This window comes from Natronomonas amylolytica (assembly GCF_037031205.1).
Lineage (GTDB): Archaea > Halobacteriota > Halobacteria > Halobacteriales > Haloarculaceae > Natronomonas > Natronomonas amylolytica.
Map to the genome: position 1 here is coordinate 110,032 of NZ_JAYEZM010000008.1, position 23,071 is coordinate 133,102.

Consider the following 23,071-nt stretch of genomic DNA (forward strand, 5'->3'; position numbering starts at 1 on the left):
GTGCCGAAAGCCGACGGCGTGACCGTAACGAGGTGGGTCCACCACCGTGCGCGCGGGCGCTCGCTCGAACGCGCTCATACGCCCGCAGGCGCGCCCTACCGTGGTTTTGTGGCGTTTGCGACGAAAGGTTGAAAACGGGTGTCGGCGTAGACTGTCCCAACGTGGAACTCATCGTCACCGAGAAGGACAACGCCGCCCGTCGCATCGCGGAGATACTCTCCGACGGCGGCGCGTCCGCCGAGCGGCGCAACGGCGTCAACGTGTATCGCTGGGGCGACAAGCGGTGTGTCGGCCTCTCCGGCCACGTCGTCGGCGTGGACTTTCCCGCCGAGTACTCGGACTGGCGGGACGTCCAACCGGTCGAACTCGTGGATGCCGACGTCGTGAAGACGCCGACACAGGAGAACATCGTCCGCACCCTCCAGCAGTTGGCCAGGGACGCCGACGAGGCAGTCATCGCGACCGACTACGACCGCGAGGGCGAACTCATCGGCAAGGAGGCCTACGAACTCATCGACGATGTCGCGGATATCCCCATCCAGCGAGTCCGCTTCTCCTCGATCACGGAAAACGAGGTCAAGAACGCCTTCGCAAATCCCGACGAACTGGACTTCGACCTCGCCGCGGCCGGCGAGGCCCGGCAGGTCATCGACCTGCTGTGGGGCGCCGCCCTGACGCGGTTCCTCTCGCTGTCCGCGAAACAGCTCGGCGACGACTTCATCTCGGTCGGTCGAGTGCAGTCGCCGACCCTGCGGCTCATCGTCGAGCGCGAACGCGAGATTCAGGCCTTCGACCCCGACGACTACTGGGAACTGTTCGCCGACCTCCGGAAGGACGAGACGACCTTCGAGGCCCAGTACTTCTACACGGAAGACGGCAAGGAACAGGAGCGCGTCTGGGACGAAGACGCCGCCGACGAGGCCTTCGAGCGCCTGCAGGGTGCCGGCGAGGCCGTCGTCGATTCGGTCCGCCGCCGCACCCGAACCGACGACCCGCCGGAGCCGTTCAACACCACCCAGTACATCCGCGCGGCGGGGTCGCTCGGCCTCTCGGCCCAGAAGGCCATGAGCGTCGCCGAGGAACTCTACACCGCCGGCTACATCACCTACCCGCGGACGGACAACACCGTCTACCCCGACGACCTCGACCCCGAGGAACTGCTGGAGGACTTCGTCGGCCACCACCCATTCGGCGACGACGCCGAGGAACTGCTGGACGCCGAGGACATCGAGCCCACCTCGGGCGACGAGGAGACGACCGACCACCCGCCGATTCACCCGACCGGCGAGGTTCCGGGCAAGCAGGACCTCTCGGACGACGAGTGGGAGGTCTACGAACTCGTCGTCCGGCGCTTCTTCGCGACCGTCGCCGAGGCCGCCAAATGGGAACACCTCAAGGTCGTCGCCGACGCCGACGGCGCGCTGCTGAAGGCCAACGGCAAGCGCCTGCTGGAAGCCGGCTACCTCGACGTCTACCCCTACGCCTCCAGTTCCGAGAACATCGTCCCCGACGTCGAGGAGGGCGAACCGCTCGGAATTGACGATGTCGAACTGGAAGCCAAACAGACCCAACCACCCCGTCGCCGCGGCCAGTCGCGGCTCATCGAGACCATGGAGGACCTCGGCCTCGGGACGAAGGCGACCCGGCACAATACCCTCCAAAAGCTCTACGACCGCGGCTACATCGAGGGCGACCCACCGCGACCCACCAAACTCGCGATGGCCGTCGTCGAGGCCGCCGAGGCCTTCGCCGACCGCATCGTCGACGAGGAGATGACTGCGCAACTGGAGGCGGACATGCGCGCCATCGCCGAAGGCGAGAAGAACTACGACGAGGTGACCGCCGAATCCCGCGAGATGCTGGGGAAAATCTTCGAGGAACTCCACGACTCTCGGGAGGAAATCGGCGAACACCTCCGGGATTCGATGAAGGCCGACAAGACGCTGGGGCCATGCCCGGAATGCGGCGAGGACCTGCTCGTCCGCCGCTCGCGTCGGGGCTCGTACTTCGTCGGCTGTGACGGCTTCCCCGACTGCGAGTACACCCTCCCCCTGCCGAATCAGGGCGAACCGACCGTCCTCGACGAGACGTGCGACGAACACGACCTCCGGCACGTCAAGATGCTGGCGGGCCGCAACACGTTCGTCCACGGCTGTCCCCGCTGCAAGGCCGAGGAGGCCGACGAGGCCGAAGACGAGATCATCGGCGCGTGTCCCGAATGCGGCGAGGAACACGGCGGCGAACTGGCCATCAAACAGCTCCGCTCGGGTTCGCGGCTGGTCGGCTGTACCCGGTATCCCGACTGCGAGTACTCCCTGCCGTTGCCGCGCCGCGGCGACGTCATCGTGACCCCCGAACGCTGTGAGGAACACGACCTGCCGCATCTCGAAATCGCCGACGGCGAGGACGACGACGACCCGTGGGAACTCGGCTGTCCCATCTGCAACTACGCCGAATATCAGGAGCGACAGGCCGCCTCGGAGATCGAGGACCTCGACGGCATCGGCGCCAAGACCGCGGAGAAACTCGCCGCCGCCGGCGTCGAATCGCTGGACGACCTCCGGACGGTCGACGCCGCCGCGGTCGCCGGCGAGGTACAGGGCGTCTCGGAGGACCGCATCCGCGAGTGGCAAGCCGAGGCGAACGCCGGCGCTACGGCTGACTAACGGTCATTTCAGGGACTGATCCATCCGCAGGTTTTTATCAGGGTGGGAATGACACACGCACTGGTGGACGCATGATCGACGCCGAGGGACCGCACAGCCGCGGCCAGATACTGATAATCACGGCCCTGATGCTGGCGGTCGTCTTCGTCGGGTTAGCGCTGGTCCTGAACAGCGCCATCTACACGGAGAACCTCTCGACGCGGGAGGTGGGAAGCTCGACGGCACCGCTATCGGAAGACGAGGTGACCCAAGAGCGGCTCGCCGAGTCGATGGCGATGGCGAACTACCACAGCGAGACGGCCGGTTATGCGGACCGGCGTTCCATAATCAAAGCTAACGCTACTACATGGGGTTCAAACCGCGCCTCCGCGAACGCGATTGAAGGCCAGAGTCGGTCTTTCGAGCTTTTGGCGATGACGAATGGGACCAGAGTAGTTCAAAGAGAGACGGACGGTTTCATGCCGGGAGATCCCGATATTGCTGACGCGATTACCGATATTACTATCGACCCATTGGGTATCGAAGACCGAACGACGTGGTTGGTCGCGAGTAACGTGAGTACAAGAGGGTATACGATGACCGCCAAACGGGATTCATTGGACGAGACCCGCGATGGGTTTGTAGACCCGCTAATCGATGGTGTCGATTGGGTATTAACAGGAGGTGATGAATTCGCCGTTCAAACCAGACGGAACGCGGATGAAGACGAGATGTGGCGTATATATCTCGTAGATGACGTCGATAACGCATCCGTGGCAGCGGTTGTCACCAAAAAAGAGGGTGATGACGAGGTTCTACAAGGTGTTTGTAGTGCACCGGGCGATTCGGTAACGATTCGGTATACGGCGGGAGAACTTATAGGAGAGAACGGTGAGACGGTCGCTTGTCCAGAATTGGAAGCCGCATTCGGGAACGAACGAAACGATATATTCTATGTCGGAGCAGACCGGATTAACGGCTCCTACGAATTCATGGCAGATATTGAAGAAGAAGAATTTGAAACCCGGGTCAATGAGGAGTACGAAGACGACGGGCTGATAGGGTCGGTTCTTGATACTCTTACCTGTATTGTCGACCCAGACGTTAGCTGCAATCCAGAAGTATATGATACATCTCCCTCGAATAACTCACCCTACCTAACGAAGAGTATCTACGATGCCTCAATGCGAATCACCTATCGAGACGACCGAATAGTATTCACGCGAAACAAGACTATAATACCAGAGTAATCCGAGAGATCGTACTCCGTTTGGTAAGTATACGCCGGGCGAATCAGGGCGTTTTACCTACATTTTCAACCATGGTTAGATGTCGGTCCCGCTGCCCGTGCGAACGGCGGCTTCACCGCCGTGCGTAGAGCGTCCTCGCGCTTCGCGCGACCCGACGCGGAAAAACGTCGAGTCGAAGCGGTTTTAGTCGGGCCCGGGCTTCGAGAGGGTATGAGCGCTCCCTGGGCCGAGTGGGACCACATCGTCAAAATCGACCCCGACAAGACGCTCGCGGAGGGAGAGACCTTCGAGGACGTCTGTGCGACGGGGACCGACGCCCTCGAAATCGGCGGAACGACCGGCATGACCGAAGCGAAGATGGCCCGTGCCGTCGAGGCCGCCGGTGCCTACGACATCCCCATCTACATCGAGCCGTCGAACGTCGCCTCGGTCGTCCACCGCGACGAGCTCGACGGCTATCTCGTCCCCGTCGTCCTCAACGCCGGCGACGTCTTCTGGACGGTCGGTGCCCACAAGGAGTGGGTCCGCCTCGACGACGACATCGACTGGAGTCGCACCTTCACCGAGGCCTACGTCATCATGAACCCCGAGGCGTCGGTGGCCGAGTACACCGAGGCCGACTGCGACCTCGGGGCCGACGACGTGGCCGCCTACGCCGAGGTCGCCGAGCAGATGCTCGGCCAGGAGATCGTCTACATCGAGTATTCGGGCACCTACGGCGACCCCGAGGTCGTACAGGCCGCGACCGACGCCGTCGACGACGCGACGGTCTTCTACGGCGGCGGCATCGGCGATTACGAGTCCGCCTACGAAATGGCCAGCCACGCCGACACCGTCATCGTCGGCGACCTCGTCCACGATGAGGGCGCCGACGCGGTCGCCGAGACGGTCCGGGGAGCCAAGGACGCCAAGGTCGACGGCGAGTAAGGGAGCACCCAGTTCGTTCGTGTCGAATAAATCGCTGAAATAATACCTGTGCGTTTATAAGCAGTCGCCGACGAATCGCCAGACGATGAGTGTTATCGCGGAGTACGCCGTCTCCCCCGACAATCTCGCACTCGCGGATTCTATCGAGGCCGTCCCGGAGGCGACCCTGCGCATCGAGCGGGCCTACGCGACGGACCCGGAACGGCCCATCGTGTTCGTGTGGGCGTCGGCGCCGGACATCGAGGCGTTCGATAGCGCCCTCGTGGCGGACCCGTCGGTCGCGGAGTTCGAGCGGGTACGCGAAATCGACGGCGAGTGCCTCTACCGAGTCCAAACCGCCGCCGGAAGGGCCGTCATGACCTACCCGAAGTGGGTCGAGGTGGGCGGCGAGCGGCTCAAAGCCTACTACGAGGACGGCTGGTGGCACGCACGAACTCGGTATCCGAACCGAGAAGCCCTCTCGGAGTATCGGGCGTATCTGCAGGACAACGACATCACGTTCCGGCTGGAGCGGCTCTACGATTCGGGCCAGCGCGACGGCGACGGGCCGACGTTGACCGACGAACAGCGCGAGACGCTCGAACTCGCCTACGAGCGCGGCTACTTCGAGGTGCCGCGGGGGATATCCACAGGCGAACTCGCCGACGAACTGGGCGTGTCGAATCAGGCGGTTTCCGAACGACTGCGCCGGGCCAACGCGCGACTCGTCGAGGACGCGCTCCGATAGCAGCCGGCGTTCGCGGTCTCCGCGACGAAAAGCCGCGTTTAAGTCGCGCCGACGAGAATCCGGGGTATGGAGAACCGAACGTACACGGCGGACGCCGAGCCCGGGACGGACGCCACCGTCGCCGGCTGGGTCCACGAAGTCCGCGACCTCGGCGGCATCGCGTTTCTCATTCTGCGCGATACGACGGGTCGCATCCAGGTCAAATTCGAGAAAGACGAGATGGACGACGAACTGGTCGAGACGGGACTGAACGCCTCCCGCGAGTCGGTCGTCTCCGTGACGGGCGCCGTCGAGGAGGAAGACCGCGCCCCGACCGGCGTCGAAATCGTCCCCGAATCGGTCGGGATTATCGCCGAGGCCGACACCGAACTGCCGCTGGACCCCTCGGGGAAGGTCGAAGCCGAACTCTCGACCCGCCTCGACAACCGGACGCTGGACCTCCGCCGCGAGGAGGGTCAGGCCATCTTCGAGATTCGCGCCGAGGTCCTCCGCGCCGTTCGGGAGGCCTTCCGCGACGCCGACGCCACCGAAATCAACACGCCGAAAATCGTCGCCACGGGCACCGAGGGCGGCACCGAACTCTTCCCCATCACCTACTTCGGCGAGGAAGCGTTCATGAACCAGAGCCCACAGCTGTTCAAGCAGCTCATCGCGGGCTCGAACCTCGAACGCGTCTTCGAGATCGGCCCCATCTTCCGCGCCGAGGAACACAACACGCCGCGGCACCTCAACGAGGCGACCTCCATCGACTTCGAGGGCGCCTTCTGTGACCACCACGACGCGATGGACGTCTGCGAACAGGTCGTCACCGCCGCCTACGCGGCCGTCGAGGAGAACTGCGAAAAGCAGCTCGAAGCCCTCGGCATCGCCGACGAGTTCGAGGCGCCCGAGACGCCGTTCCCGCGTATCTCGTACGAGGAGGCCATCGAGCGCATCAACGCCACCGGCGAACTCGACGAGCAACTCGTCTGGGGCGACGACCTGCCGACCGAGGGCGAGAAGGCCCTCGGGGACGACGTCGGCGGCCACTACTTCATCACCGACTGGCCCAGCGAGATCAAGCCGTTCTACATCATGGACAACGACGACGACACGGAGCTGTCGACCGGCTTCGACATGATGCACCCGCGGATGGAACTCGTCTCCGGCGGCCAGCGTGAACACCGCGAAGAGCAGCTCATCGAGGGCTTCGAACAGCAGGGCCTCGACCCCGAGGCCTTCGAGTACTACACCGAGATGTTCAAATACGGCATGCCGCCGCACGCCGGCTGGGGTCTCGGCGCCGAACGGCTCCTCATGACGATGCTCGACCTCTCGAACATCCGGGAAGCCGTGCTGTTCCCGCGAGACCGACAACGTCTGAGCCCGTAGGCGAAGCCGTTGGAAGCCAGCGAGATGGAAAGCGTCTCGCTGGTTTTGCTTTATTTATCGAGAACTCACTTGCTCGCGTCAGCGACGACTACGAGCGGCCGCCCTACGCCCAGTCCACCCGGACCGAATCGCCGACCGACAGGCCGAAGGCGTCGTCGCCGCGGCCCTGATTGACCGCGAACTCCACCTTCTCGTGGCTGCCGACGGTGGCGACGCGCTGGCCGACCTCGGCGTGGGCATAGGATGCCACGACGGGGACTTCCTCGCCGTCGATGTGAACCGTGTCGTGGCCGTCGAGCACGTCGCCGGGAACGTTCGTAATCGTGTTGCCGAAGTCGTCGATAGCGAGGACGTCGCCGGTCGCGCCGTCGTCGCCGAGTTCGGGGTCGGGAAGCCGGAGGTCGACGACGTCCTCGGCCGGCGTGACGCCGTCGACCTCGGGGAGGCGGTCGATGCCGGCCTCGTGGACGGCCGCGGCGGCGGGCGCGAAGACGTCCCGGCCGTGGAACGTGGAACTCCGTGGGTCCTCGATTTCGAGTTCGTAGGCGTCGATGTCGGTCTCGTAGTCGTCGCCGTTGCCGCCGCTGGCGAGTTCGCGGGCCGGCGGCAGGAGGACGCCGTTGTCGGGGCCGACCAGCAGGTGGTCGCCGGCGCGGATGACCAGCGCATTGCGGTCGGTGCCGACGCCGGGGTCGACGACGGCGAGGTGGACCGCCGGCGGAAACTCGGGGAGGACCTGCGTGAGCCAGAAGGCCGCCGAGCGGACGTCCTGCCGGGGGAGGTCGTGGGCGACGTCGACCAACCGGGCGTCACAGCGCTTGAGGATGACGCCTTTCATCGCCGCGGGGTAGGGCGTGCCGAAATCGGAGGTGAGCGTGATCATCTAGTCCGCGGATGGCCCCCCGTTCATGTCGGTGTCGTCGACATCGGGGCCGTTGGCGTCGCTGGCAGATATCTGCTGGATGCGTTCAGCCCCGTCGATTTCGTCGATGACCTCGGCGACGGCGTCGGGGACGAGTTGCTCCCAGTCGCCGTCGTCGGCGATGCGCTGGCGGACCTCGGTGCCCTCGAACTCCTCGCGGCGATACATGGGGGATTGTCGGACTTCGATGCCCGCCTCCTCGAAAAGGCGGACGACGAGCGGGTTGTTCGAGAAGGCGACCTCGAATCGAGGGCTCATCGACTGGACGTGGCTGACCCACACCGAATTGCGGTTGAGGTCCTCGATGGGGACGGCGTAGGTGATGATATCGAGGTCCGCCAGCGTCTTGGTAATCATCATGATGCGTTCGCCCGCGGTGAACGGGTTGCGGGCGGTATGCGACTGGTCGGCGCTCCCGATGCCGACGACGAGTTCGTCGACCTCCTCGCCGATGCGTTCGACCATCGCATGGTGGCCCTCGTGGAACGGCTGGAAACGGCCGATGTAGAACCCCCGGGTCATGTGAGGGGTCTCGGAGTCCGATTTTATAAACCCGACGAGTCCCGGACGGTCGGAACCGCATACCGCCGTATACCGGCCCAGTACCGCGGTTTTCAGCAGGGGCAGAGCGTGACGAGGGGAGAAAGTATATCAGTTGACGACCCTTGGTTTTCGGTAATAGCAACGGTTCTATGAGCAACGAAACAGACGAAGATGCCGACGCCGACGAGCGTCGGACCCCGACCGAAGAGCCGGGCGAAGAGGCGCCTCGGGACCCGCCCGAGGAACCGATTGCGCCGGCTCAGGAGGGCGCAAGTGAGCAGCTCGACGACGACGAGGAGCTGCTCGATGGCTCCGACCTCGGCAGCGACGTCGAGGTCGAAGGAGACATCGAGATCGACGAAGACGAGGAGGACAACCTCCTCGGCGGCCTCCAGATAGATTCGAGCGAGGACATCGAGGTGCCCGACCGCCTCGTCGACCAGGTCATCGGGCAGGACCACGCTCGCGATATCGTCCTGAAGGCGGCCAAACAGCGCCGCCACGTGATGATGATCGGCTCTCCCGGGACCGGGAAGTCGATGCTCGCCAAGGCGATGAGCCAGCTCCTCCCCAAGGAGGAACTGCAGGACGTGCTGGTCTACCACAACCCGGACGACGGCAACGAGCCGAAGGTCCGCACCGTCCCCGCGGGCAAGGGCGAGCAAATCGTCGATGCCCACAAGGAGGAGGCCCGCAAGCGCAACCAGATGCGGAGCTTCCTGATGTGGATCATCATCGCCGTCGTGTTCGGCTACGCCATCCTCATCGCGCAGCAACTCCTGCTCGGCATCATCGCCGCCGGTATCATCTACCTCGCGTTCAAGTACATGAGCCGCGGCAGCGACGCGATGGTGCCGAACCTGCTCGTCAACAACGCCGACCAGCAGGTCGCGCCGTTCGAGGACGCGACCGGCGCCCACGCCGGCGCACTGCTCGGCGACGTCCGCCACGACCCCTTCCAGTCCGGCGGCATGGAGACGCCCAGCCACGACCGCGTCGAGGCTGGCGCCATCCACAAAGCCAACAAGGGCGTGCTGTTCATCGACGAGATGAACACCCTCGACATCCGCAGCCAGCAGAAACTGATGACGGCGATTCAGGAGGGCGAGTTCTCGATCACGGGCCAGTCCGAGCGCTCCTCGGGTGCGATGGTCCAGACCGAACCCGTCCCGACCGACTTCGTCATGGTCGCCGCCGGGAACCTCGACGCGATGGAGAACATGCACCCCGCGCTCCGGAGCCGTATCAAGGGCTACGGGTACGAGGTGTACATGGACGACACCATCGAGGACACCCCGGAGATGCGCCGGAAGTACGCCCGGTTCGTCGCCCAAGAGGTCGACAACGACGGCCGTCTCCCGGCGTTTACCGACGAAGCCATCGAGGAAGTCATCCTCGAATCCCGCCGCCGTGCGGGCCGCAAGGGCCACCTCACGCTGGAGTTCCGTGACGTCGGTGGCCTCGTTCGCGTCGCCGGCGACATCGCCCGCGCCGAGGACAAGGAGTTCACCGAACGCGAGGACGTCCTGCAGGCGAAGGCCCGCTCGCGCTCCATCGAACAGCAGCTCGCCGACGACTACATCGAGCGCCGGAAGGACTACGAACTCACCGTCAGCGAGGGCGACGTGGTCGGCCGCGTCAACGGCCTCGCGGTGATGGGCGAGGACTCCGGTATCGTCCTCCCCGTCATGGCCGAGGTCGCCCCCTCGCAGGGGCCCGGCGAGGTCATCGCCACCGGCCAACTGAAGGAGATGGCCCAGGAGGCCGTCTCGAACGTCTCGGCGATTATCAAGAAGTTCAGCGACGAGAACATCTCCGAGAAGGACATCCACATCCAGTTCGTCCAGACCGGCGAGGGCGGCGTCGACGGCGACTCCGCCTCGATTACGGTCGCGACGGCCGTCATCTCGGCGCTGGAGGACATCCCCGTCCGACAGGACATGGCCATGACCGGCTCGCTGTCGGTTCGCGGTGACGTCCTGCCGGTCGGCGGCGTCACCCACAAGATCGAGGCCGCGGCGAAGGCCGGCCTCGATACGGTCATCATCCCGAAGGCCAACGAGCAGGACGTGATGATCGAAGACGAGTACAAGGACCAGATCGAGATCATCCCGGTCTCGCACATCTCCGAGGTGCTGGACGTGGCGCTCGCCGGCGAACCCGAGAAGGACTCGCTCATCGACCGCCTCAAGAACATCACCGGCTCCGCGCTCGAACAGCGCGAGGTCGGCGGCACCAGCAGCCCCTCCCCCCAGTAAGGCGTGACCCGGTGGGCCGCCTTCGCTGGCATCACGCTCACCGTTCTCGTATTGCTGCTTCTTTTGGCGCGCGCCTCACAGTCGGTCGTCGGCGGCCGCTACGTCACCCGCGAGGAACAGCAGTGGCTGGACCGCCTGCCGGACGGCGCCGACCACCTCGACGCGGGGGCCGCGCCGGAACCGCGCCGGAAGACGCCCGCCGAGACGACGCTGGACGGCGGGCCGGAGCTTTCGACGACGGCGCTGATCGCCAACGTCGCCGTCTCCCACGGCCTCTTTGCGGCGTTGCTCGTCGGCGGCGCGTTGCTGACGGCGGTGCCCGCCTCGGCGTTCGGTATCACCGCCGACCCGCTCGGTTCGGGCCTTTTCGGCGTCGGCATCGGTATCGCCGTCGGCGTCGGCCTCGCGCTGGCGAACACGCTGGCGGCCGGACTGGTCGATATCTTCGATGCCGACCCGAGCGAGGAACTGCGGGAGATGCTCGCACCCGAGACGGCGCGGGGATGGGTGCTCCTGCTCGGCGGTGTCCTGCCGCTCATCGCCGGCTTCGAGGAGTTGCTGTTTCGGGGCGCGCTCGTCGGCGCCTTCGCGGTCGGCTTTGGCGTCTCGCCGTGGCTGTTGGCCCTGCTTTCATCGGTCGCCTTCGCCGCCGGCCACGGCGCACAGGGCGGGGTGGGCGTCGTCGTGACCGGCCTGCTGGGCTTCGCGCTGGCGGCGGTCTTCGTCCTCACGAACAGTCTGCTCGTGGTAGTCGTCGCCCACTACGTCGTCAACGCGGTCGAGTTCGTGGTCGTGGAGGGGCTTGGCTGGGAGCCGTTCGGCGGGACGTAGCCTATCTCTCCTCGCCGTCGACGGTCGATTCGAGTTCGTCGACGAGTTCCGAGAGGTCGTCGTGTTCGCCGGCGACGGCGTGAACCTCCTCACAGTCGCAGGCCCCGACCGCGCGGTCGGTGGCCGCTCCGAGCGCGTCGGTCGTCTCCCGGAGGTCGACCGCGAGGTCGGCGACCGAATCGAGCGTCACTCCCTGCTCGGTGCGGTCGGTGACGTCCCGGAAGTACGCCGACAGGCCGTCCGGTGAGGGGACGGCGTGGACCTCGAAGTGGGCGCCCAGACCCTCGTGGGACATCCGGAAGGTGGCCGTCTCGCCGGTCTCGACGGCCTCCTCGAAGGCCGACTGGAGCGGCGAGTCGACCAGTTCGGGGACGACCTCCCAGAGCCGTTCGCCGACGAGGGCCTCGCGGGCGCCGCCCAGCAGGTCCGCGCCGCGTTCGTCGACGGAGGCGATATGCCACCCATCGTCGAGGCCGAGATAGGCGTCGGCGACGTGGTCGTGGACCCGCTGGACGTGCCGTTCGGCCTCGCGGGCGAGTGTGCGGGTGCGATACTGGACGACGGCGTTCTGGATGCGATTGGCCAGCAGGGCGAAGCCCTCGTCGCTCAGGTTCTTCCGGAGGTAGTCGGTGACGCCCGCGTCGATGGCCTCCATCGCGACGTCCTTCGAGCCCTCCGAGGTAAAGAGGATGAAGGGGATACCCGGTTCGACGTCGCGGCACTTCTCGAGGAATTCGAGGCCGTCCATGCCGGGCATCTTGTAGTCGCTGATGACGCAGTCGACGGCCTTCGAGTCGAGCAGTTCGAGCGCCTCCGTGCCGTGTTTGGCAGTGACGACTTCGAGGGAATCGAAGCGCTCCTGCAGGCGCGAGGCGACGATGGACAACAGGTTGCGCTCGTCGTCGACCACGAGCAGGGTGATGTCTTCGGGGTCGGGTCGAGCGACGAACCGCTCGGCGGTGGCCTCGTCCCCGTCGTCCGGGCGGTCGGGGACCGAGGGCCCGCCCGTTTCGCGTGTCATGTGTCGGAATCGACCAGACCAAACATAAAGTCCACAGACGTTTCGAGACGGAAGTCGGGCGAAAACGGCGGGCCGGAGCGACACGCCCAAGCCGTCGCCGGCCGACCACCACCCATGCCACGGACCGGGAAGATATCGCGGGCCTTCTTCGAGGACCACATCGCCACCCGTCTCGGCGCCGACCGCGAGGACGTCGCCTTGGGACCGACCCACGGCGTCGATTTCGGCGTCGTCGAAATCGACGACAGCGCCGTCGTGACGGCGACCGACCCCATCTCTATCCTCCCCGAACTCGGCTTCGAGCGGGCCGGGGAGTTCGCGGTCGGAATCGTCCTCTCCGACGTCGCCGTCTCGGGGATTCCGCCCTCGCATCTCACCATCTCCTTCTCGCTGCCGCCCGAAATCACCGACGAGGAGTTCAGCCGCATCTGGGGCGCCATCGACGCCGAATGCCGCGACCTGGGTGTCTCCATCGTCACCGGCCACACCGCCCGCTACGAGGGGTGTTCGTTCCCATGGGTCGGTGCGGCGACGGCGATGGGCGTCGGCGACCGCGACGACATCGTCCGCCCGGACGGCGCCCGCCCCGGCGACGACCTGCTCGTGACGAAAGGCCCGGCCGTCGAGGTCACTGGGCTGTTCGCGACGCTGTTCGGTGACAAAATCGACCTGCCGGAGGAGACCCTCGCAACCGCCCGAAAGCGCCTCGACGAGACCGGTACCGTCAGGGACGCCCTCACCGCCGCGGCCGCCGGCAACGTCACCGCGATGCACGACGCCACCGAGGGCGGCCTGCTCGGTGCGCTCCACGAGGTCGCCGAGAGCGCGGGCGTCCGCCTGACCGTCGACGGCGACGCCGTGCCGATGCGGCCGGGCGTCGAGCCGTTGAGCGAGGCGCTGTCGATGGACCCGTGGCGGGCCTCGACGGCCGGGACGCTCGTCATCGCCGTCGACCCCGCCGAGACCGACGCCGTGCTGTCGGCACTGGAAGACCGAGGGACGCCCGTCGCCCACGTCGGGTCGGTCGAAGCGGGGGCGGGCGTCCTCGTCGATGGCGACCCGACCGACCCACCGGAGGGCGATTCCGGGTGGCCGGTCTACGAGCGACTGCTGGACTCGTGAGTGGTCTTTTTGCCCGATTCGCTCGTCAGTAGGGGACATGAGCGACGACGCTGACGACACACCCCTTGCCGACCACGACGCATCGGATGCCGAACAGCGCCGCCTCGTCGCCGGCTGGCAGGGCCGCTACTTCGAGGACTTTCAGGTTGGGGACGTTTATAAACACCCCTACGGCCGGACGGTCACCGAGACGGACAACGTCTGGCTGACGAACCTGACGATGAACGTCAATCCGATGCACTTCAACGAGGCCTACGCCGCCGAAACCGAGTTCGGCGAGCGCCTCGTCGACGGCCTCTACGTCATCGCCTTGGCGGTGGGGATGAGCGTCACCGACATCTCCGCGAACGCGACCGCCAACCTCGGCTACGACCGGGTGCGCCACCACGCGCCGGTCTTCCACGGCGACACCATCTTCGCCGAAAGCGAGGTCCTCTCGAAGCGCGAGAGCGAGTCGCGCGACCACGTCGGCATCGTAACCACGGAACTGCGGGCCTACAATCAGGACGACGAACTCGTGTTATCGCTGGAACGGACCCCGATGGTCCTCAAGCGCGAGGCCGCCGAACCGACCGCAGCGCGACCGACCGGCTGGCCCGACGGCGTCGGTACACAGCCCGAGGACGTCGACGGGCGCGTCATCGAACGGCAACCGCGCGAGGATTTATAAACAGTACAGGGATTATCGAGTTCGTCTTATAAATAGGCGCGCGCTGGCCGTCCCCGCGAACGATAGTGAGCGGGGGGCGGGCCAGCCAGCGCGCGAGGGACGACCGAGCGGCGAGCGAAGCGAGCCGTGAGGGAGTCGGTTGGGGAGGTTAGTGGCGTGGTGCGGTTGCGGTCCCCTGGTGGAATCGAAGGGCGAAGTCGGCTGGCGCCGAAGGGGAGTCGCTAAACGGGCCCTATCCGAGCGAGCAACGCGAGCGAGGATATCTCGCGTAGCGACCGCACGCGAAGGTCGGAGCGACCACAGGGAGCGAGACCCTCGGAGCGCGAACGGCGAACGAAGGAAGCCGTGAGCGCCAGCCGGCAGAGGGCTTCGTGGACGGTTATAGCCGGGCGATTCCCACGCTCCATTTATGAATGAAGCACTAGAGCTGTCACGCTTTATTTATAAATAAACGCCAAAACCAGTCGAAGGACTCGTCTCTAGAACCCGACGCCCATCGTCTCGTTCGTGCGCTCGATGGACTCCTCGGCATCCGCCGTCCCGAGCACCGCGCGAATCGCGTCGACGTTCTCGGGGACGACGTCCGACTCCTGATGAATAGCCTGGAACAGGTAGAGGTCGTCGTCCTCGATGCTGACCGATTCCTCCCAGATGCAGTTCTCCCAGATGTCGGCGCGGGGGCGGCCGCGGTCCATGGCGAACTCCTTGAGCTTGCCGGCGCCGTCGATGCCGTACTTCGGCGGGACGAGGAAGGTCCGGCTCTGGGAGCCGAGCAACTCTTTGACCTCCTCCTCGCTCGGGACGTCTTCGAGCGTGACGTTGACCGAGTGGGTGTGCATCAGCGTGGCCGGGACCTTCAGGCCGAGCGTGTCGATGGCGAGGTCCGGGAAGATGGTGTTGACGTCGGGGCCGTGGTGGGAGGGCAGGGAGACGGGGTTCGGCAGGATGTCGTTGATGGGGCCGCGGCCGGACTGTGGGGGGTCGCCGCCACGGCGGACCAAGGTGACGCGAGCCTTCTCGACGCCGTACTCCTCCTGCAGCGGCGCCAGCAGTCGGGAGAGACCGGTCGTGTTACAGGAGACGACGCGGACGTGGTCGGCGTCGCTGGCGTCCTCGAAGTTGCTCCGGGCGTTGAACGAGGTGTCGACGAGGTCGGCGTCCTCGCCGCCCTGATAGAGGGCGGGCGTGTCGTATTCCTCGTACATCGACTTGTTCTCGGCGCCGATGCCCGACGGACAGGCGTCGACGACGATGTCCGCGGCGTCGACCAGTTCCTCGACGCTGCCCGCGAGGTCGATGCCCGCCTCCTCGAAGAGTTCGACGCGCTCCTCGATGGCGGCATAGAGGGGGTAGTCGTTCTCGACGGCGAGTTCCGCCTCGTGGTTCGGGCTGGTCTTGGCGACGCCGATAAGCTCCATGTCGGGCTGGAGTTCGACCGCGTCGGCGACCCGCTTGCCGATGGTGCCGTAGCCGTTGACCGCGACCTGAATGCTCATATCGGAGGGTCGACTGCGACGGGAATAACGGTTTCTCTCCGCGTCGCTGGCGGCCGAACGATTAACTGCCCGGCCGATGTGGGATGGGTATGCATCCCACGATAGCGGATACGCTGGAGCTCACAGCCGAGAAGTACCCCGACAAGGAGGCGCTGGTGTATCCACGGCGGGATCGCCGCTACACGTTCGCGGAACTCGACGAGCGTGCCGACCGGCTGGCGAACGCCCTCGCCGACCTCGGCGTCGAGAAGGGCGACCGCGTCTCGACGATGCTGTACAACGGCTCTGAGATCGTCTGTACGGTGTTCGCCTGTGCGAAACTCGGCGCGGTGTTCAACCCGCTGAACTACCGCCTGCCGGCCGGCGAGGTCGAGTTCATCTGCAACGACGCCGAATCGACGGTCCTCATCTACGAGTCCGACACCCGCGAGGCCGTCGAGAACGCCCGGCCGAACCTCGAGACCGTCGAGGAGTACGTCTACATCGAGGAGGACGCCCCCGAGGACACCCGCGATTTCGACGCCATCATCGAGGTTGCTCCGGCGGAGACGCCCGACACCGTCGTCGAGGAGGACGACGTCTACGCGTTCATCTACACCTCGGGGACGACGGGGCGACCGAAGGGCGTCGTCCACGAGCACCGCGACATGGTCGAACACAATCTCATCTGCGTCGCCGAAAGCGGCCTCCGGAAGGACGACGTGGGGCTGTCGGCGCTGCCGCTGTATCACTGCGCGGAGCTACACGCCGCGCTGTTCCCCCGGATTCAGGTGGGCGCAAAGAGCGTCGTCCACCACGAGTTCGACCCCGTCGCCGTCCTGCAGGACATCGAGAGACACGACGTGTCGGTGATGTTCGCCGCGCCGACGGCGTGGAACGGGCTGGCCCACGCCGCCGAGGAGGTCGATGCCGACACCTCCTCGCTCCGGCTAGGGCTGTACGGCGCCTCGCCGATGCCGAAGGAGGTGCTGGACGCCTGCATGGAGCAGTTCTGCGACGACTACCTGCAGGCCTACGGCATGACCGAAATCGGCCCCTGTGGCGTGTTCCAGCACCCCGACGAGCAGATCCCGAAACAGGGGTCGGCGGGCAAGCCGGCGTTGAACCACGACCTCCGGGTCGTCGAACCCGACGGGCCGCCGAACGCGGAGGTCGAACAGGGGGAGATCGGCGAGATACTGCTCGCCGGCCCGTGTACGATGCGGGAGTACTGGAACCGCCCGGAGGCGACCGCCGAGTCGCTCCGCGAGGAGGGCGGCGTCGAGTGGTACTACTCCGGGGACCTCGGCTATCTCGATGCGGACGGCTACCTCTACGTCGTCGACCGGAAGGACGACATGATAATCACCGGCGGTGAGAACGTCTACCCGACGGAGGTCGAGGACGTCCTCTTTTCGCATCCGGACGTCGTCGAGGCGGCGGTCGTCGGCGAACCGGACCCCGAGTGGGGCGAGCGCGTCGTCGCCTACGTCGTCGGCGAGACGGACGCCGAGACGCTGGATGCGTTCGTCCGCGACAGCGACGACCTCGCCGACTTCAAGCGCCCACGCGAGTACGAGTTCGTCGAGGAACTCCCGAAGAACCCCAGCGGGAAGGTCCAGAAGTTCAAGCTCCGGGACTCGTCGTAATCCGCGAAGCCAACGCTTTTCGTCGTCTCGGCCACAGGTCGGCATATGAGCGATTCCGAGCCGTTCGATATCGAGGACCCGGAAGCGGTCGCCGCGGCCGCCGAAACCGCCGTCGGGCAATGTCTGAACGTCCAGTCCGACGAGACCTGTGTCGTCGTCACCGACGACCGCCGCGAACCCATCGGCGAGGCGCTCTACGACGCCGCCCTCGAAGCCACCGAGGAGGCGGTCATCGTCCGCTATCCGCCGGGGCCACAGCACGGCGCCGAACCGCCCGCGCCCGTGGCCGCGGCGCTGAAGTCCGCCGACGTCTTCCTCGCGCCCACCTCCAAGAGCCTCAGCCACACCCGCGCGCGGTCGGACGCAACGGAGGCCGGCGCCCGCGGCGCGACGCTGCCCGGCATCACCGAGGAGGTATTCACGACCGGCCTCGACGCCGATTACGACGACATCGCCGCCGAATGCGAGGCCATGCTCGAACAGGTCGAGGGCGCCGACGAGATGCGGGTCACCTCGCCGCAGGGCACCGACATCACCTTCGAGTTGGGCGACCGCGTTTGGAACGACGACACCGGCATCGTCCACGAGGACGGCGACTTCTCGAACCTGCCGGCCGGTGAGGTCTTCGTCAGTCCCGAGAACGCCGACGGCACCTACGTCGTCGACGGCACCATCCGCCCCCACGGCCTGCTCGACGAGGACCAGACGGTCACCTTCGAGGTCGAGGACGGCTACATCACCGACATCTCCGACGACGCCATCCGCGCGGACGTCGAGGAGGCCGCCGAGCAGGTGGGGCAAAACGCCTACAACATGGCCGAACTCGGCATCGGCACCAACATCGGCGTGACCGAACTCATCGGCAGCACGCTACTGGACGAGAAGGCCGGCGGCACCGTCCACATCGCGCTGGGCGACGACGCGGGCATCGGCGGCGACAACGACGCCCCCATCCACATGGACGGCGTGCTTCGGGAGCCGACCGTCTACGCGGACGGGGATGTCGTAGACCTCCCGGAGGTCGAGCGATGACGTCCCGAGACGGGAAAGAGGTCGCCCTGCCCGACGTCCAGTAGGATGCTCGCCTCGTTTGCCGACCTGCTTACCGGGCCAGCGCTGTTCCTCGCGCTGCTGTCCGTCGTCTCGCTAGCGCTTCCCTGCGCCTATCTTTATAAGTCGCTCTCGGAGCGCGGCGTCTTCCGGCGCTTGCTCGGCGACTAGAGCGGTCCGCCGACAGGGGCGTTCGCCGGGGGTTTAAGGCCTCTCTGCGGTGACGGTGGAGTATGCTGGAGTCGCTCCGCGAACGGTTCAGGCGGCGATTACGCCGACTCCCGTTTTTCGGCCACCGACGGCCCGTCCGCATGTTCTTCCGCCGACTCGAGGAGACGAACATCATCGTCCACGTCTCGATGCTCGTCTTCGTGCCGACGCTGGTCGCGCTTTTGACCTACCTCTCGAACCGCCTCGACGCGCTGTCCTTCTTCGTGTTCCCACCGCTTGCGGCCGGGACGTACGCCCTGTTTTCGAACCCCGAGAGCAAGTACGCCTCGCCGTTCCGGTTCGTTGCGGGACTGACCGCGGGGGCGCTCTGTTCGTGGGCCGCGATACTGGTCGCCGTCCACCTCGTCTACCCGGCCGCGCCGCCGGGCGCCATCGAGGTCGACGCGCCGGGAGCGGCCTTCGCCGTCTTCCTGACGGGCGCGCTGACGTGGGCCCTCGACATCGAGGAGGCGACGGCCTTCGCGGTGGCGCTTTTGGGCCTGCTCGTCGACCCCGGCCGACAGACCGCCTTCGTCGTCAGCGTCTTCGTCTCCTCGAGTATCGTCGCCGTCGTCTTCTCCGTCTGGCGGAACTACTTCTACGAGCGGCGCGCCCGCTACCTCTACCGGTCGACGAAGGTCGACGACCGCGTGCTCGTCCCGATGCGCGGCGAGCACCCGGAGGCCACCGCGATGCTCGGCGCGCGTCTCGCCGCCGCCCACGACGCCGGCAAGGTCGTCCTCCTCGACATCGCCAGCGAGGACGTAACCGAGGACGGCGACACCACCGACGGGGGAGACGGAACCGCCTCCGACGAGGCCAGAGCCGGCGCGGCGACCGCCGCCGTCGCCGCGGAACTGGAGGCGCTGGGCGACCGCATCGAGACGACCCTCGACGTACCCTGTCAGGTCGTGGTCGTCTCCGAGGGGCCGACGCTCGGCGAGACGATACGGCAGACTGCGGCCGAGACGAACTGCGACCTAGTGGCGCTTCCCTACGAAACCGACGGCGACACGCTGGCCCCGTTCATCACTGGGCTCATGGACGCCGACGTCGACGTGCTCGTCCACCAGACCTACGACGGCCGGACGGAGTGGCGACAGGTCGTGGTGCCGGTCCGACGGGCGAGCGACACCGCCCACGCGATGATCGACTTCGCGCTCCGGCTAGTTGGCTCGGAGGGCCGCGTCAGCGTCGCTCGCGCTATCGATTCCGAGACGCAGCGCCGGTCCGCCGACGAGATGCTCGCGAACCTCGTCGAAACCGCGAACGGCAGAATCGAGACCCGCGTCGTGAACGCCCCCTTCGGTCAGTTCCTGCACCGAGCCGAGCGTACGAACGACCTCATCATCATCGGGTCGAGCCGCGACCGAAGCCGGGCCTCCCGGCTCATCTCACCGCCGACCTTCGAGCAACTGCCGGACGTCGATACCGACATCGCCATCGTCGACCGACGGTAGAGGCGCTCCGACCCGCGTTGTGCCGCGGGGCTCGCTCATTCCGCTCGCTCCGACCCGCGCTACTCCCCGGTCGGAACCGGGCCCGTCCCGACGACCTCGCGGACGGCCTTCTCGAAGGACTGGCGGGTATCGAAGTAGACCTCGTCGGACTCCGCGAGGACGTCACCGAGGTCGCGGGGACCGTCGGACGTCCGAATCGTGGTGTCGCCCTCGCGGCGCTCGACTTCGCTCTTTTCGATGGCGTAGTGGAGTCGGGAGGCGACCCGTGCCAGCGGCGCACCCTCGACGGCCTCGCCCTCGCCGAGTTCGACCGCGGGCCCTTCGTCTTCTGCTTTCTCGTCGCCGTTGTCGCTCATACGTCGGTGTTTGCGGCATCCCATCCTAATCCTTACGAACGAGTCGTGGGCGTAGAGGTCGCGAGGGATTGATAGCGCTCGGGCCGAACTACCGGTATGCATCGACTGGGCCACGTCGGCGCGGCGCTGTGCTGTTACGGCCCCGTCGCCGCCCTGCTGACCGCGAACGGTGACCCGATGCTCGCCGCCGTCGGCACGGCCGTCGCCGTGAGTCTCTCGTCGCTGCCCGACATCGACGAGTTGCTGTCGATTCCGCACCGCGGGCCGACCCATACCGTCTGGTTCGTCGCCGCCTGTTCGCTGCTGGCGGCGGGCCTCGGGGTCGCGGCCGGCGAACGTTTCGGCGCTACGTCGTCGCTAGCGACAGTTCTCGCCACCGCGACCGCCGTCTCCCTTTCCTCGCATCTGCTGGCCGACAGCATCACGCCGATGGGCGTCCGGCCCTTCGCGCCGCTTTCGGGGTGGCACCACTCCTTCGACGTGATACCCGCCGCGAACCCCCGCGCCAACGTCGCGCTGTTCGGCGCCGGTTCCGGAATCGCCCTGCTCGCGCAGGTGTTGGCGCTTCTCTGAGGCTCGATAGACGCTTGGAACGTACCCACCGTCGACCCAAACGGCTTAGTATTCGCAGTCGATACCACCTAGTAGTATGAGCGAATTCAGCCAGTTCTCGAACGCGGGCGAAGCCGAAGTAACGCGAGCAATCGGTCAGGAATGGACCGAGGAGTTCATGGACTTCTCCGATTCCGACGTCATCATCGTCGGCGGCGGCCCCTCCGGGCTGATGGCCGCCAAGGAACTCTCCGAGCGCGGCGTCCAGACGATGGTCGTCGAGAAGAACAACTACCTCGGCGGCGGCTTCTGGCTCGGCGGCTTCCTGATGAACAAGGTCACCGTCCGCGACCCCGCACAGGAGGTCCTCGAAGACCTCGACGTCGACTACAAGGAATCCCGCGATACCGAGGAGCTCTACGTCGCTAACGGACCCGAGGCCTGTTCCGGCCTCATCAAGGCCGCCTGCGACGCCGGCGCGAAGATGCAGAACATGACGGAGTTTACCGACATCGTCATCCGCGAGGACCACAAGGTCGGCGGCATCGTCATGAACTGGACGCCGGTCCACGCCCTGCCGCGAGAGATTACCTGTGTCGACCCCATCGCCGTCGAGGCCGACCTCGTCATCGACGCGACGGGCCACGACGCCGTCGCCGTCTCCAAACTCCAGGAGCGCGGCGTCCTCGACGCCCCCGGAATCGAACACGCCGAGGAACACAACACCGGCATGGACGCCACCGGCGACGACTCCTACGGCGCCCCCGGCCACGACTCGCCGGGCCACGACTCCATGTGGGTCGGCGAAAGCGAGGACGCCGTCGTCGAACACACCGGACTCGCCCACGACGGCCTCGTCGTCACCGGCATGGCCACCGCGACCACCTACGGCCTCCCGCGCATGGGCCCCACATTCGGCGCCATGCTCGTTTCCGGCAAGCGCGCCGCACAGGTCGCGCTGGACGAACTCGACGTCGACGCCCCCGAGGTGGAACTGACGACACGGAGTCCGGAACCCGCGGACGACTAGCCACTTTTTGCACGAGAACGCGGGTCGCGCCCGCGAGGGGCGCGACCCCGGTTCTCGGCAAAAACGTGGGGAAAATATGCGCGCGTACTCCTTCGAGCGCCCTCCGGGCGCTCTCAGTCCGTGCGCGCTACGCTGGCTCGGCGCTCCGCGCCTCGCCAGCGGGAACCGCCTCGGGGACCTTCTTCGAAGGCCCCACTCGGCGGATGCTCCGCTTATAAGTCGACTGCCCTATGCCCGACCGAATCACGCTCTATCGCGCACCGGCGACGGAAGCCGACGCCGACGAACTCGGCGAGTGGTTAGCACGGCGTATCGACGCTGAGGTAGCCGTCGAAGACCGACTACTGGACTACATCGGCGACGAAGCGCTAGCACGGGAGTTCGCCGAGGCCCGCGTCGTCTCACCCTACGAGCGCGAGACGGGCAACGCGATGACCGGCATCCTCCGCTACGAGGAACGCGCCCTCGAATCGCCCGAGCGGGCCGGCGGCGTCATCTACGACGGGCTGGCGGTGCAGGACGCCCTCCGAAAACGGCTGAACTGCCCGCTCGACCACCTCCACGTCGTCCTGCTGGACCGCGTCGTCGGCACGTGGGGCGACCACGACGGCCGCTGGCACAAGCGCGTGGCCGTCCTCGGCCAACCGGCCATCGTCTCGGTGCCCGGCCTCTACGAGGCGCCAGCCAAGCCCGAGGCCTATTATAAGGCCAAGCAGGAACACGCGTTGCTGTCCGGTGGGACGCCCCCGCGGGAGGTCCTCGAAAACGAGGTCGAGGGCGACTTCCTCGTCGCCGACGACCCCCGGACGACCGACGCCCTCAAGGGGTACCTGCTGGCGGCCTACCACTATCTCGACACCGGCGAGGCCTTCTGCGAGGACTCCGGCTGTCGCCTTTATAATGCCCACCGCCAGCCCGAACTGCTCGCGGCACAACTGGAGGAACCGGCGTTCTGTGAGGCCCACGCCACACGGTACGGCTAAATCGGGGGCGCGACGTGTC

At 66.3% G+C, this 23,071-nt stretch carries 21 protein-coding genes; 16 read left to right on the forward strand and 5 right to left on the reverse strand.

Translation table 11 applies throughout. The features are described from left to right. Positions 1-161: 161 nt before the first annotated feature. The 5 genes from U5914_RS12780 (at position 162) to aspS (ending at position 6,920) form a co-directional block, all read left to right on the forward strand. Positions 162-2,666 (forward strand): DNA topoisomerase I, encoded by a 2,505-nt coding sequence (locus tag U5914_RS12780; RefSeq protein WP_336136157.1) that lies wholly within the window; start codon positions 162-164, stop codon positions 2,664-2,666. Positions 2,667-2,737: 71 nt separating this feature from the next. Further along, positions 2,738-3,895: a hypothetical protein gene (locus U5914_RS12785; protein WP_336136158.1), complete on the forward strand. Its 1,158-nt coding sequence runs from the start codon at positions 2,738-2,740 to the stop codon at positions 3,893-3,895. A 210-nt stretch (positions 3,896-4,105) separates the two neighbouring features. Then, the gene (locus U5914_RS12790) at positions 4,106-4,822 is read left to right on the forward strand and encodes a phosphoglycerol geranylgeranyltransferase (RefSeq protein WP_336136159.1); all 717 of its coding nucleotides are present in this window, start codon (positions 4,106-4,108) and stop codon (positions 4,820-4,822) included. An 85-nt stretch (positions 4,823-4,907) separates the two neighbouring features. Then, entirely contained in the window at positions 4,908-5,549 is a 642-nt protein-coding gene (locus U5914_RS12795; RefSeq protein ID WP_336136160.1) for a helix-turn-helix domain-containing protein, read from the forward strand. A 66-nt stretch (positions 5,550-5,615) separates the two neighbouring features. Continuing rightward, on the forward strand, positions 5,616-6,920 hold the full coding sequence (aspS, locus tag U5914_RS12800; RefSeq protein ID WP_336136161.1) for an aspartate--tRNA(Asn) ligase: 1,305 nt from the start codon (positions 5,616-5,618) through the stop codon (positions 6,918-6,920). 103 nt (positions 6,921-7,023) lie between these two features. Here the strand turns inward: aspS and U5914_RS12805 are convergent, their stop codons facing one another. Next, positions 7,024-7,803 carry an SAM hydrolase/SAM-dependent halogenase family protein gene (locus tag U5914_RS12805; RefSeq protein ID WP_336136162.1) on the reverse strand — a complete coding sequence of 260 codons (780 nt, stop codon included), beginning with the start codon at positions 7,801-7,803 and terminating at the stop codon, positions 7,024-7,026. After that, on the reverse strand, positions 7,804-8,364 hold the full coding sequence (locus U5914_RS12810; RefSeq protein ID WP_336136163.1) for a nicotinamide-nucleotide adenylyltransferase: 561 nt from the start codon (positions 8,362-8,364) through the stop codon (positions 7,804-7,806). It lies immediately after the preceding gene. 170 nt (positions 8,365-8,534) lie between these two features. Between U5914_RS12810 and lonB the strand changes: the two genes are divergently transcribed. Beyond that, positions 8,535-10,643 carry an ATP-dependent protease LonB gene (gene lonB, locus U5914_RS12815; protein ID WP_336136164.1) on the forward strand — a complete coding sequence of 703 codons (2,109 nt, stop codon included), beginning with the start codon at positions 8,535-8,537 and terminating at the stop codon, positions 10,641-10,643. Positions 10,644-10,646: 3 nt separating this feature from the next. Beyond that, positions 10,647-11,474 (forward strand): CPBP family glutamic-type intramembrane protease, encoded by an 828-nt coding sequence (locus U5914_RS12820; protein ID WP_336136165.1) that lies wholly within the window; start codon positions 10,647-10,649, stop codon positions 11,472-11,474. 1 nt (position 11,475) lies between these two features. Here the strand turns inward: U5914_RS12820 and U5914_RS12825 are convergent, their stop codons facing one another. After that, positions 11,476-12,495, reverse strand: a complete 1,020-nt coding sequence (locus U5914_RS12825; protein ID WP_336136166.1) for a response regulator — start codon at positions 12,493-12,495, stop codon at positions 11,476-11,478. Positions 12,496-12,609: 114 nt separating this feature from the next. On the opposite strand from U5914_RS12825, the gene U5914_RS12830 reads away from it, so the two are divergent. Together U5914_RS12830 and U5914_RS12835 are read left to right on the forward strand one after the other, a co-directional pair. After that, complete coding sequence (locus tag U5914_RS12830) at positions 12,610-13,617, forward strand: AIR synthase family protein (RefSeq protein ID WP_336136167.1); 1,008 nt, start codon at positions 12,610-12,612, stop codon at positions 13,615-13,617. A gap of 37 nt (positions 13,618-13,654) precedes the next feature. Then, positions 13,655-14,287, forward strand: a complete 633-nt coding sequence (locus tag U5914_RS12835; protein ID WP_336136168.1) for a MaoC family dehydratase — start codon at positions 13,655-13,657, stop codon at positions 14,285-14,287. Positions 14,288-14,766: 479 nt separating this feature from the next. Here the strand turns inward: U5914_RS12835 and U5914_RS12840 are convergent, their stop codons facing one another. Further along, positions 14,767-15,783, reverse strand: coding sequence for a type II glyceraldehyde-3-phosphate dehydrogenase (locus U5914_RS12840; RefSeq protein ID WP_336136169.1), 1,017 nt, complete (start codon positions 15,781-15,783; stop codon positions 14,767-14,769). A gap of 83 nt (positions 15,784-15,866) precedes the next feature. On the opposite strand from U5914_RS12840, the gene U5914_RS12845 reads away from it, so the two are divergent. From U5914_RS12845 to U5914_RS12860, 4 genes are all read left to right on the forward strand, one after another. After that, positions 15,867-17,411, forward strand: coding sequence for a fatty acid--CoA ligase (locus U5914_RS12845; protein WP_418766762.1), 1,545 nt, complete (start codon positions 15,867-15,869; stop codon positions 17,409-17,411). 45 nt (positions 17,412-17,456) lie between these two features. Beyond that, positions 17,457-18,443, forward strand: coding sequence for an aminopeptidase (locus tag U5914_RS12850; RefSeq protein ID WP_336136171.1), 987 nt, complete (start codon positions 17,457-17,459; stop codon positions 18,441-18,443). Between the two features lie 45 nt (positions 18,444-18,488). Beyond that, entirely contained in the window at positions 18,489-18,632 is a 144-nt protein-coding gene (locus U5914_RS12855; protein ID WP_336136172.1) for a hypothetical protein, read from the forward strand. Between the two features lie 62 nt (positions 18,633-18,694). Further along, positions 18,695-20,131, forward strand: a complete 1,437-nt coding sequence (locus U5914_RS12860) for an HPP family protein (RefSeq protein ID WP_336136173.1) — start codon at positions 18,695-18,697, stop codon at positions 20,129-20,131. Between the two features lie 59 nt (positions 20,132-20,190). Here the strand turns inward: U5914_RS12860 and U5914_RS12865 are convergent, their stop codons facing one another. Further along, on the reverse strand, positions 20,191-20,487 hold the full coding sequence (locus U5914_RS12865; RefSeq protein WP_336136174.1) for a DUF5789 family protein: 297 nt from the start codon (positions 20,485-20,487) through the stop codon (positions 20,191-20,193). A gap of 96 nt (positions 20,488-20,583) precedes the next feature. Between U5914_RS12865 and U5914_RS12870 the strand changes: the two genes are divergently transcribed. The 3 genes from U5914_RS12870 to U5914_RS12880 all read left to right on the forward strand — a co-directional run bounded on the left by U5914_RS12870 (position 20,584) and on the right by U5914_RS12880 (position 23,052). Beyond that, a complete protein-coding gene (locus tag U5914_RS12870; RefSeq protein WP_336136175.1) occupies positions 20,584-21,060 on the forward strand; it encodes a metal-dependent hydrolase in 477 nt (158 codons plus the stop codon). Positions 21,061-21,136: 76 nt separating this feature from the next. Next, positions 21,137-22,069: a sulfide-dependent adenosine diphosphate thiazole synthase gene (locus U5914_RS12875; RefSeq protein WP_336136176.1), complete on the forward strand. Its 933-nt coding sequence runs from the start codon at positions 21,137-21,139 to the stop codon at positions 22,067-22,069. Positions 22,070-22,299: 230 nt separating this feature from the next. After that, the gene (locus U5914_RS12880; protein WP_336136177.1) at positions 22,300-23,052 is read left to right on the forward strand and encodes a DUF7001 family protein; all 753 of its coding nucleotides are present in this window, start codon (positions 22,300-22,302) and stop codon (positions 23,050-23,052) included. Positions 23,053-23,071 lie beyond the last annotated feature (19 nt).